At 57.7% G+C, this 11799-nt stretch carries 11 protein-coding genes; 4 read left to right on the top strand and 7 right to left on the bottom strand.

Going from position 1 to position 11799, the window contains the following annotated elements; all coding sequences use genetic code 11:
* The first annotated feature begins 14 nt into the window (after nucleotides 1-14).
* The 3 genes from NLU14_RS14110 to NLU14_RS14120 all read left to right on the top strand — a co-directional run bounded on the left by NLU14_RS14110 (nucleotide 15) and on the right by NLU14_RS14120 (nucleotide 2901).
* Entirely contained in the window at nucleotides 15-1730 is a 1716-nt protein-coding gene (locus NLU14_RS14110) for a potassium/proton antiporter (RefSeq protein WP_275707568.1), read from the top strand.
* An 89-nt stretch (nucleotides 1731-1819) separates the two neighbouring features.
* Nucleotides 1820-2395, top strand: coding sequence for a L,D-transpeptidase family protein (locus tag NLU14_RS14115; RefSeq protein WP_275707569.1), 576 nt, complete (start codon nucleotides 1820-1822; stop codon nucleotides 2393-2395).
* Nucleotides 2396-2619: 224 nt separating this feature from the next.
* Nucleotides 2620-2901, top strand: a complete 282-nt coding sequence (locus NLU14_RS14120; RefSeq protein WP_275707571.1) for an Lpp/OprI family alanine-zipper lipoprotein — start codon at nucleotides 2620-2622, stop codon at nucleotides 2899-2901.
* A gap of 66 nt (nucleotides 2902-2967) precedes the next feature.
* Here NLU14_RS14120 and NLU14_RS14125 read toward each other — a convergent pair whose 3' ends face one another.
* The 7 genes from NLU14_RS14125 to NLU14_RS14155 all read right to left on the bottom strand — a co-directional run bounded on the left by NLU14_RS14125 (nucleotide 2968) and on the right by NLU14_RS14155 (nucleotide 10581).
* On the bottom strand, nucleotides 2968-3762 hold the full coding sequence (locus tag NLU14_RS14125) for a slipin family protein (RefSeq protein ID WP_275707573.1): 795 nt from the start codon (nucleotides 3760-3762) through the stop codon (nucleotides 2968-2970).
* 57 nt (nucleotides 3763-3819) lie between these two features.
* Nucleotides 3820-5304, bottom strand: a complete 1485-nt coding sequence (locus NLU14_RS14130; protein WP_275707575.1) for an NfeD family protein — start codon at nucleotides 5302-5304, stop codon at nucleotides 3820-3822.
* Nucleotides 5305-5331: 27 nt separating this feature from the next.
* On the bottom strand, nucleotides 5332-6399 hold the full coding sequence (locus tag NLU14_RS14135) for a L,D-transpeptidase family protein (protein ID WP_275707577.1): 1068 nt from the start codon (nucleotides 6397-6399) through the stop codon (nucleotides 5332-5334).
* Nucleotides 6400-6447: 48 nt separating this feature from the next.
* Entirely contained in the window at nucleotides 6448-7017 is a 570-nt protein-coding gene (locus NLU14_RS14140) for a TMEM165/GDT1 family protein (protein ID WP_275707579.1), read from the bottom strand.
* A gap of 230 nt (nucleotides 7018-7247) precedes the next feature.
* Nucleotides 7248-8639, bottom strand: a complete 1392-nt coding sequence (locus NLU14_RS14145; protein WP_275707832.1) for an MDR family MFS transporter — start codon at nucleotides 8637-8639, stop codon at nucleotides 7248-7250.
* Nucleotides 8640-8678: 39 nt separating this feature from the next.
* Complete coding sequence (locus NLU14_RS14150) at nucleotides 8679-9104, bottom strand: MarR family transcriptional regulator (RefSeq protein ID WP_275707580.1); 426 nt, start codon at nucleotides 9102-9104, stop codon at nucleotides 8679-8681.
* A gap of 190 nt (nucleotides 9105-9294) precedes the next feature.
* Complete coding sequence (locus NLU14_RS14155) at nucleotides 9295-10581, bottom strand: MFS transporter (RefSeq protein WP_275707582.1); 1287 nt, start codon at nucleotides 10579-10581, stop codon at nucleotides 9295-9297.
* A gap of 309 nt (nucleotides 10582-10890) precedes the next feature.
* Here NLU14_RS14155 and NLU14_RS14160 point away from each other — a divergent pair, with 309 nt between their 5' ends.
* On the top strand, nucleotides 10891-11796 hold the full coding sequence (locus tag NLU14_RS14160; RefSeq protein WP_275707584.1) for a helix-turn-helix transcriptional regulator: 906 nt from the start codon (nucleotides 10891-10893) through the stop codon (nucleotides 11794-11796).
* Nucleotides 11797-11799 lie beyond the last annotated feature (3 nt).

Consider the following 11799-nt stretch of genomic DNA (forward strand, 5'->3'; position numbering starts at 1 on the left):
AATCCGGAGCAGGAATGGATCCGATTATTACCCTGATTGGCGCTTTGATGCTGGTCATCAGCATCATGCTCAGCCCGCTGTCCAGCAGGCTGGGCATGCCGGTGCTACTGATTTTCCTCGTGGTCGGCATGATGATGGGCGAGGACGGCCCCGGCGGTATCCTGTTCAACGACTTTAAACTGGCGTTCCTGATCGCCAATCTGGCGCTCGGCGTAATCCTGCTCGATGGCGGCATGCGTACCCGCGCCGAAACCTTTCGCGTGGGATTGCGCCCGGCGCTGATCCTGGCCTCCTTAGGGGTGGCCCTGACGGCGGCCGGCTCCGCCCTGGTGGCCTGGTGGGTGTTTGACCTGCATTGGCTAACCGCTTTGCTGATTGGCGCCATTATTTCCTCCACCGATGCGGCAGCGGTTTTTTCCCTGCTTCAGGGCCGCGGGCTGCACCTGAATGAACGGGTCAGTGCAACCCTGGAAATCGAATCGGGCAGCAACGACCCGATGGCGATTTTCCTTACCCTGATGCTGGTTACCATGATTGAGGCCGGCGGCACCTCGGAAGGCTGGGTGGCCCTGCTGATGCTGGTAAAACAATTCGGCATTGGCGGTGCTGTTGGTGTCGCCGGTGGTTTCATCGTGGTGGAACTGGCCAATCGCGTCCGGCTTACGCCGTCGCTGTATCCGTTACTGGTTGTGGCGGCCGGTATCACCGTGTTCTCCGGCACCAATGCCCTTGGCGGCAGCGGTTTCCTGGCGATCTACCTGACTGGTGTGGTCATCGGCAATCGGCCGGTACGGATGATGCCGATGATCCTGCAGGTCCATGATGGCCTGGCGTGGCTGGCCCAACTGTGCCTGTTCCTGATGCTGGGGCTGTTGGTCACGCCTTCAGAGCTACTGCCCCTCGCTGGCGGTGGGTTGATCCTGGCTTTTGCACTGATTTTCCTGATCCGGCCGCTAACGGTTATGGCAACACTCTGGCCTTTCGGCTTCAATCGCCGGGAACTGGGCTTTATCAGTTGGGTTGGTTTGAGAGGAGCGGTGCCCATTGTGCTGGCGCTTTTCCCAATCATTGCCGGGTTGCCGGAATCCCAGCTGATCTTCCATGTAGCCTTCTTTATCGTGCTTGTATCGCTTGTGGTACAGGGCACTACCATGGCGCCCCTGGCCAGGAAGTTGCGGCTTGAAGTGCCGGCCGGTGAGGATCCTTACCGGCGGTTGCCACTGGATGTCCCGGCCGCCGGGGATCACGAACTGATGCTGTTTCCGCTACGAGGCGATGCCTGGGAAGCCCCCAGACCCCTGGGCCAGCTTCGATTGCCGGAGAACACGGCAATAGCCGGCGTTTTCCGCAAACGCACCTGTCATCAGCCAAGTCCCGACATGGAGGTGTCCACCGGCGACGTATTGGCTATGTTTGCAACCCCAGCGATGCTGCCCGAGCTGGGCAAGGCCCTCAGTGGCCGTCACGCACCCAAATATCTCGCGGAACGTGCGTTTTTCGGCGATTTCGTGCTCAATGGCGATGCATTGCTTGGGGATGTGGAACAGGTCTACGGTATCGAGTTCGACCAGTTACCCCCGGAGCTGTCCCTTGCCGAGTGTTTTGCCCGCCGCACCAAAGGGCATCCGGTGGTGGGTGACAAGGTGGTTCTGGGCCCTGTCACCCTTGTTGCCAGAGCAACCGAAGCCGACAGGGTGATAAAGGTTGGCCTGAAAATGGACAACCAATAAAAATCCTTAACAAAAACACCTCAAAACCTTGGTTCGATTAACAAAATACCTGTGCTATAAAGTGTACAAAGATTAATGATCGATTCGTTATGCTATTGAAGATACTATTTTTACAGTCCGGTATTACTCGGGCACCCATGGTTGTTGCCAGCTTCCTGGCCATTATTTTTTCGCTGTTTTTCGGAACAGCGCAGCCGCTGGTGGCCTCGGAACTACCGATGGGCGCAATGGATGAAACACCAGAAGTCAGCGAAGTGCTCGTTCGCAAGGAGGAGCGCAGGCTTTACCTGTTGTCTGGTGACCAGGTGGTGCGAAGCTACCGTATAGGCCTTGGCGACAATCCGTCCGGGCACAAGCTTTATGAGGGCGACGAGCGCACACCGGAAGGTGAATACATACTGGACTGGCGCAACCCCAATAGCGATTTCTACAAGTCCATCCACATCTCCTACCCGAACAACCAGGATCGCGAACTGGCCTCCGCCTGGGGTCTCGATCCTGGTGGAAGCATTATGATCCACGGCCTGCCGACCGGCGTCGGTGATATGGCCTTCGCTTACCTCGGGCTGGACTGGACCGACGGCTGCATCGCGGTCAGCAATGAGGAAATGGATGAGATCTGGCAGTTGGTGGCAGACGGCACCCCCATCCGGATTGTTCCCTGATACTGGATCCACCTGCTCCTTTATGCGTAAATTCTTTCTGCAGTATTAAGTTGTTGTCATAAGCTAGGAACTTTTACGTATCCTTAGTTAACATTTCTGTCTAGACTGTTTTACACTGTTTAACGACGTCGTTAGCCAAACGCTAACGACCCCGTTTTGACAGAATGTCTGCACCAACGACTTCTGGAACGCAGGAAATAAAACGACCAATAAGGGGATTTACAATGCGTAAACTGACAATCGCAGGGTTTGCACTGGCCACCGCACTGACCGCAGGTTGTGCGACTACTGACCAGGGCGCAATCGACGATGCAAATGCAACTGCATCTTCCGCCGAGCAAACCGCTGAAAATGCACTGAACACCGCTAACAGCGCTTCCAGCGCAGCTCGTTCTGCCCAGGCCACTGCTGATGAAGCTCTGGCCGCAGCCCGCGCTGCCCAGCGTTCCGCTGAAGAAGCCAATGAGCGTGCCAAGCGTATGCTCGAGCGTGCCAGCCAGAAGTAAGGCTGTTGCGTAAAGGAAAAGGCCGGGTATCATCCCGGCCTTTTTTATGCGCATGAAAGCAGCTCGTCAGGATTCGTCGTTGTCGCTCTTCGGCTTCTGCGATGAGGGTTTGTTGTTCATAAAGGCAGACATCATTTCCATCGGCAGCGGGAACACAATCGTGGAACTGTTGTTGGTGCTCATATCCGCCAGGGTCTGCATGTAACGCAACTGCATTGCCCCGGAGTTGGCGGACATGACTTCAGCAGCCTCCACCAGCTTTTTGGATGCCTGCAGTTCACCTTCCGCATGAATCACTTTCGCGCGCCGCTCGCGTTCCGCCTCGGCCTGGCGGGCAATGGCGCGAATCATGGACTCGTTGAGGTCCACATGCTTGATCTCGACATTCGCCACCTTGATGCCCCACTCCTCGGTCTGGGCGTCGATAATTCCCTGAATGTCTGAATTCAACTTATCACGCTCGGACAACATTTCATCCAGATCGTGCTTGCCCAGTACCGAGCGCAGTGTGGTCTGGGCCAACTGACTGGTGGCCGAGCCGAAATCCTCCACACGGATAATGGCCCGCTCGGGGTCGACCACCCGGAAATACAGCACAGCATTGACCCGCACCGTGACGTTGTCCTTGGAAATGACGTCCTGACTCGGTATATCCAGGGCAATCACACGCAAATCCACGCGGGTCATCTGTTGGATACCGGGAATGATGATAATCAGGCCGGGGCCTTTGACACCCTGAAAACGTCCAAGGAAGAAAACAACACCACGCTCGTATTCCGGCAGAATCTTGATGGCCGACCCTAGGATCAGCAGGAGCACCACCGTGGGTGCGATATAGGGAATCAGGTCAGTTATGTTCATAAGGCCTCCTTGGTTGGCTGGATCGCCGTATACCCTGTAAACACGTTCTAGCCGGGGTCAGTTCTCCGTCCTTTGCGCTTCCACGTAAACCGTCAACCCCTCAATCGCCGTCACTCGTAATCTGTCTCCCGTTTGGACAGGCCTCGGGCTGATGGCGTTCCAGCGCTCGCCACTCATTTGCACATGGCCCCTGAAATCGCCGTCCTGCTCCTCGAATTCATCCAGTGCCGTGACGGTTTCATGGAGAATCTGTTCACTGCCACTCACCGGGTGCTTCCGGCGCAGGCCGATAAAGCGTATCACCGTCCAGAGTGTGAAGCCGGCAACAACCAGCGCCGTACCCCCTATGGTGGGCAGGGATACCTCCTGGTGACTGCCGTCCATCAGGATAATGGAGCCGGTTACGAACGCCACAATGCCCCCTATACCGAGTATGCCGAAGCTTGGCATGAAGGCCTCCCCCACAATGAAGGCAAGCCCCAGCAGAATCAGCGCCAGGCCGGCGTAATTGACAGATAGAACCTGGAAGGCGAACAGCGCCAGAATCAGGCAGATGGCACCAATCACACCCGGAAATACAGCACCGGGATTGGAAAGTTCAAAGATGATGCCATAGAAGCCGATGATCATCAGGAAATAGGCAACGTTAGGGTTCGTGATCACCGACAGCAGGCGGGTGCGCCAGTCCGGGTCCGCCCTTGTCAGTTCAATGTTCGCCGTGGCCAGCGTTCTCTCACCATCCGCCATTTTCACGGTACGTCCGTCCAGCTGTTCCATCAGGCTGGTCATGTTATTGGCAACCACATCCACAACATTCTGCTCCAGGGCGTCTTCGGCGCCCAGGTTGACCGCCTCACGCACCGCTTTCTCGGCCCAGTCGGCATTACGGCCATGGCGCTCTGCCAGGCCGCGGATATAGCTGACTGCATCTTCCAGAACCTTGCGCTCCATGGCAGAGTCCCCACGGCGTTTTTCGGGCTCGGATTCATTGCCCTGCGCTGCTTCTTCGCCCTCGGCAGTTGCATTCTCATCCGGACCGGAGTCTTCAGTTTCCTGCTCTGGTTTCTGCTCTGACTCCCCGGAGCCCGGCAGGCCGCCCATCTGGACTGGCGTGGCTGAGCCAAGGTTGGTTGCCGGTGCCATCGCCGCCACATGGCTGCCGTAAAGGATATAGGTGCCGGCACTGGCAGCGCGGGCACCTGCTGGAGACACCCAGGTAACTACCGGTACCGAAGAAGAAAGGATTTCCTTGATAATGCCGCGCATGGATTCCATCAGGCCACCGGGCGTGTCCATCTGAATGACCAGCACGTCGGCACCCTCAGCCTCGGCGCGACGGATACCCCGCACCACGTAGTCCATAGTGGCAGGGCCAATGGCGCCTTCCACGGTCAATACGAGACCGGTCGGTGAATCATCCTGCTGTGCAATAACCGTATGGGACAGTGATCCCAGCGCAAGCACCAGGCCAAGCAGAAAGATGGCCGGCCCCCAGGGCAGGCGGCCGGAGGAAAATGATCGGTTGGGTCGGTTCGCGTTCATCACTCCTCCCCTTATCCGTTCGGCGGATCAGAACCAGAGACGTGGCTTCTCACCTTCTTCGCCATCAGGGGTACTCCGTACCGCCCCGGCACCCTCGTGCGCAACCCGGGTCAGGCGTTCACCAACCATGCGCGGAATCCCGTCTGCCTGGTCAACAGCCAGCTCAATCGCCATACGCTTGACTTCCACGCCGGGCATTTTCTGGCGAAACTCTTCTACCGTTCTCTGCACTTCCTTCCACAACTGTTCCCGATCCTGCTGGCTGTATTCCTCTTCAGGGCGATGTACCTCAAGCCAGACTTCATTGCCTTTAAGGCCAATTTTCACCGGCTGGCGGATAACCTGTACCGGTGTGCCCTTGCTGACTTCGTAGACAAACCGGGATATGTCCTCGTTGTACATACGGAAACAGCCATGGCTGACCTGCATCCCCACTCCGAACTGCTTGTTGGTGCCATGAATGAGATAGCCTTTCTCGCTTAGCATCAACGCGTGGGATCCCAGAGGGTTACCCGGCCCAGGGGGAATCATCCTGGGCAGGTAATCGCCCGAAGCCTCGTATTCGGCACGAATACTCGCCGGTGGATACCAGGCCGGTGACTCCAGCGGCATGGTCACTTCGGCATTGGTCAGTGGTGAAGGATTTTCATCGGTACCCACTCCCACCGGATAAACCTGCACCTTCCCTTCAGTAAAGTAGTACAAACGGTATTCCGCCAGATTGATAACAATACCCTCGCGCTTCACGTCCGGTAGCACGTAGTGTCGGGGTACCGTAATCCGCGTGCCTTCACCAGGAAGCCAGGGGTCGACGCCGGGGTTTGCTTTTACCAGTTCCAGGTAACCAAGGCTGGCGCGATTGCCAATTCCCGCAAAGGTGTCTTCATAGCGGGTAGTCATTATCGACAGTTCCCCGGCCAGATCACCCTTGATGGAAAACCTCGGAACACGGGGCTTTTCCGGGACACCCTGTTCCGGTTCAGAAGCGCTCAGTGCCTTGCCCGCTGCCTGTGGCGCAGATTCTGCGAACAGCGGACCGGCCGGCACCAAGGCCAGCAAGAACAACAAAAAGCCTGTTACATGTTTTCGATACATAGCGTCCAAATCCGGCATCCGGTCTGTTGCGACAGTTAACAAAGTGCCTTAGGCCGACATCAGGGTTGCCCACAAGGTAGCAATTGCCAGAATCACGAAAAGTATGCTTGCGCCGATTCTGGCCGTGGCCAGTGGCAACCTGTCCATCAACCATTTACCAGCCATGATAACCGGTATATTAGCCAGCAGCATACCAACGGTGGTACCCATAATCACCCAGAAGGTTTCCGTATACCGTGCCGCCAGTACCACGGTCGCTATCTGGGTCTTGTCGCCGATTTCCGCCAGGAAAAACATCACCGTCGTGGCCATGAAGGCTCCCATCCCCAGAAACGCCGAATCGCCACTGTCATCCTTGTCCGGAATAAGCAGCCACAGCGCAATGGCCACAAAGCTGAAGGCCAGTATCCAGGGCAGCCAGGCCTCCGGAATCCATTCGGCAATCCAGGCACCCAAAAGGGCCGAGAGCGCATGATTCAGAAGGGTGGCGACAACGATACCGAGAATAATGGGATAACGTTTGGCGTAACGGGCAACCAGGAAGAGGGAAAGCAGTTGGGTCTTGTCACCGATCTCAGCGATAGCGACGGCAAACGTTGAAGCGAGAAAAGCGTCCATGAAAAACTCCGGGGCGGACATTCAGACATGAGACAGCCCACCTTCCGCCCTGGGAGGTGAAACTGCCTCAGGTCTTGCCAGTTTCACCATTTTGCCGGTGAAACATGATAGCCACGGAGATTGAGCCCCAAGTATGTTGACTACCATCCGCCCCTGGAAACGGGTTCCGTTGCGGAGGCTACTCCCCTGAAGAGTGCGGGAATCTTAGTCAATTGCGAGCCCAATGGCAACTAGGCGCGCATCTTCCATACCGGAATGGCAGCCACCGCCACGAACGCAGCCACCAGCCACCACGCCGAATGGAAGGCCCCGATGGTCGGGATGCCACCACTGTGATCGCCAAACTCAATGGTCAGGGCAACAATATTGACACCGAAGGCACCCCCCAACTGGCGGGTGAAGTTGATGGTGCTTGAGCCGGCGCCCAATTGTTCCGGAGCCAGCGGATTCAGTGCACCCGTGGACAGAGCCGGCAGCATAAAGCCGATGCCGATTCGTCCCAGCACCGTCCACAACGCCAGCCAGCCGAAGGCGAGCTCAAGATCCGATACCGCGAACAACATCGCCGACGCGGCGAACAGGATGATTCCGAAAATAACCAGCTTTCGGGCACTCATACGGTCCGCCAGCCGCCCCGCCAGGGGGAAAGTCATACCCAGCACAATACCCGCCGGCAGCATGAGCAATCCCGCTTCGGTGGCAGTGAATCCCAGGGATGTCTGAACGAACAATGGCACCAGGTACGTGGAGCCGAACAGGGCAAGCCCCAGTGCCATGGCGCCCAGGTTGGCATACACGAAGGCCGGGTTACGCAACAGAGCGAGATTAACCAGCGGGTGGCGGGCACGTCGCTCGCGAACCACAAACAGCAGCAGGACCACGATCGCAACGATACCTTCGAGCAGTATTCGCCCCTCCTGCCCGGTAAGCTCTTGCAACCGGTTGAGTGTGTCCAGGGAGAGCCCGATGGCAACGCCCAGCAGCACCAGCCCGAGAAGGTCAAATCGGTAGGGTGCGGGGCGGGAAACCGGCAACGGCAGGAAGCGCCAGGCCATCAACACACCGGTCAGCGTAACGGGCACTGGCGCAAACATGACATAACGCCAGTCCAGCTGGTCCACCAGGAAGCCACCGAGCACGGGGCCAAGAGCCGGGGCCAGAATAACCCCCATGCCATAGATCCCCATGGCCTGGCCACGACGGTTACGGGGGAAAATCCGGAACACAAGATACATGCCCATGGGCTGCATCAGCCCCGCCATGGCGCCCTGACCGATACGAGCGGCAATCAGCTGTTCCGGCGAGGTGGCAAAACCACCCAACAGGGAGATAACGGTAAAAAGAAACATGGCCGTGGCCAGGGTCTTACGCACCCCGAAATGATCCAGGAGCCATGAGGAGGCAAGCATGGTGGTGGTCATGGCAGCAATGAACCCGGTCGCCAACCAGTGAACCTGGCCCTGGCGAATACCAAATTCCAGCATGATGTCGTGGAGGGCAACGTTTACCACAGTCGCGCTGAGCACGGTTGCCATGGTGCCCAGCATCACCGTGGCCACCGCCAGCCAGCGCCAGCGTTCACCGTAACGGGCTCTCAGCCCTTCGACCGTATTATCACTCAGACCGACAACCCTCCAACCGGATGCACCGCCCGAACGTCGTTACTTCTGGCGCTCGGCATTCTCCATGATTCTGTGGAAGACCTTGACAGCACTTTCGATGTCCTCGTCGCTGATGCCGTCCAGCATTTCCTCACGCAGGCGTGCGGCACGCTCGGTCAGCACGTTCATGAACTCGGTCCCGTCCGGGGTAAGGTGAAGGCGGCGGGCACGACGGTCATTGGGGCAGGGACGACGTTCAATCAGGCCCTGCTGCTCCAGGCTGTCCAGCAACCGCACCAGGGTCGGATTCTCAATGGCCATCAGGCGGGCCAGCTCACGCTGGGTCAGCCCTTCACCACCTTGCTGCAGATAGACCATGGTGGTCCAGCGAGCCTGGGTGACGCCCAGATCCTTAAGGCGCTCATCCAGCAATTTGCGCCAGCGACGGGTCACCCGGGCGACGGCAAAGGGAAACTGATCTCTCATGATCTGGAACTCCGGTAATGGGTATCGACTGCTTTACTACCTGTAACGAATACCACTGCCGAAACGGTGCAGTGACAATGAAAGTTACCAATAGTAAGCTAACAATTAAGATAAAAACAGATATGCAAGGCAAAACAAAATCGGGGAAAACCGAGAGGCGCTGCGCGCACGCAGCAGGAGACAGGCCTTGTCAGCCGGTCTTTCGCAGGTCCTCTTCGTGCATTTCCGAGGCCTCCGGCGACTCGTGGAATTCCTCGTTCCGCGGGTCCATTTCCGTCAGTACCGGTGAGGTTTCCGGCATAGCCGGTATAAAGTGCTCCTGATCCGCCACTGGCACGTCGTCGGTGTGGCTGATGCGATAACTGGTAATCACCGCCAGCACCACCAGGAATCCGGCATTGCCAAAGAACAGGCCCCTCGGGCCCAGTATGCTCACCAGCTCGGCCATGACCACAGGGCCGATCACACTGCCGACACCGTAGCTAAGCAACAGCGTTGCGCTGGCGGCAACGATACGGTTGCTTTCCATGCGGTCATTGGTGATCGCGACTGCAATCGGGTACAGGGTGGCTGACAGACCGGTAAACAGCCCCACCAGCAAGGTCAGCAACCACATCCGCTCAGCACCGAACACACCTACCAACACTGCTGACGTGCCCGCCATGACCGCTACCCAGAACATCACGCGACGACGGTCAAAACGATCACATATAAGCCCAAGCGGCCAGGCCAGAATCATGGCGGCAACAATGGCGCTGGCCATGAAGGTGGACACCCGGCTGACCTCCAGGCCCACCATGGTGGCGTAGACCGGCCCGAGGGCGTAGAAGGAACCGATCATCACACCGCATATCAGGGCGCCGGACACGCCGGTGAACGACTCCCGTGCCAGAGTGAAGAAGGACAAACGCTGGGACTGCTCTATGACCGGCGCGTCCATTTTTGTCAGCGACAGCGGAACCAGCGCCAGGGCCAGCAGAATCGCCGCCAGAGAGAAGGGGATGAACGATGATGGCTCACCCACATTGATCAGCAACTGGCCACCGGCGGCGGACAGGTAAAATACGATCTGGTAAACCGCAAACAGGGCGCCACGGTTGGCATTGCTGGCACGGCTGCTGAACCAGCTTTCAATCACCACCAACACACCGGCCACGCTGAAGCCGGACAGCGCACGCAGGATTGCCCAGAACACCTCGGACACCGCCATCGGGTACAACAGCGCGCACACTGCAGCCATGGCTGCGAACACTGCAAAAGCACGGATATGTCCGACACGACCGATGATGTGATGTACATAGAGTGTGCCAAGCACAAAGCCAATGGAATAGCACACCAGTATCCAGCCGATAATGTCTGGCGAGACTGCCTCAATACTCAGGCGGACACCCAACAGGGTCATCAGGAAGGCGTTGCCACTGACCAGCAGGACGATACTGAGGATCAGGGCTGAAAGCGAAGTGACCATTCGGGTCATCTGACTGGCTCCGGCGTACTTGAGAAAAGAGTTGATACGAGGATGTAATGAAAGTAGCAGCAACGCCGGAACATTGCCGAGCGTGAATTAGAACAGGGCACAATCCACAAAACCACTACGCAGTTCCCGAGATCCCGAATACTGCTTGCAGCGCCGTGATGACTGGATTTAACATCGTTTTACATTAAGGTGACGTAACACACGCTGGCGGCCTGAGGGGTTAACATGTGGGAAGTTTTATCGCTGCCCATTTCAACCCACGAGAGTCTCTCAACTCATGCAATCCACGCTAACCATGAGCGCCTGGTTATGAAAAAAACGGACTGGCCCATTCGGTGGGATCTGTTGCTTCGCTACCGGCTGATTGAAATCATCGCCCTCTGGGAAGGACGGCTCACCACCAATCATATCTGCCACAGTTTCGGCATAGGGCGACAACAGGCTTCCAAGGATATAAACACCTACCTGCGGGAACTGGCGCCGGACAACCTGGTTTACGATCGCCACCTGAAAGGCTATGTGCCGTCGCCCGGCTTCCGACCAGTGGTCACCAAGGGACATGCCAGCGAATATCAGGATCTTCTGGCCCGTCAGGACAGCCTCAGTAACACCTTCGAATCCCTCAATATCAGCCTGCCGGACAACACCATCGTTCGCGGCCCGGAACGGGTTGTGAAGCCGGAAGTCATGCGGGCCGTCGTCGCGGCCGCCCGTCACGGCAGGGTGATGAAGGCAGACTACGCCTCCCTCAGCCCGGCCGGCGTGTCCCAGCGAACACTGGAACCCCACACGCTGGTATGCGTGGGCCAGAACTGGCACCTGCGGGCCTGGTGTGACTCCAACCGTGAGTTCCGCGACTTTGCCCTCAGCCGTTTCCGGGGTAAGCCGGAGACCATTCGGCAACGCAGCCGCCACACCATCCATAACGATGACGACTGGAACCGCCAGATTTCCCTGGTGATGATGCCCGACAGCCGGCTAAACAAGGCACAACAGGACATCGTTGCAACCGATTACGGCATGACGGATAACCGGCTTGAGCTCAACATCCGCGCGGCCCTGGCGCCCTATGTGTTGTCCCGGCTCGGCCTGGGCGCGGACAGCCAGCATCCGGACCCGATGGTGCAGCAGTTGGAGCTGGCCAACGAGGAACAACTGGGCATTGCCGAGTCGGCCCGTGAGAGAGCTATTAAAGCGGTGGCCGGGCTTTGCTAGACT

The sequence above is a fragment of the Marinobacter iranensis genome (assembly GCF_029207565.1).
Classification (GTDB): domain Bacteria; phylum Pseudomonadota; class Gammaproteobacteria; order Pseudomonadales; family Oleiphilaceae; genus Marinobacter; species Marinobacter iranensis.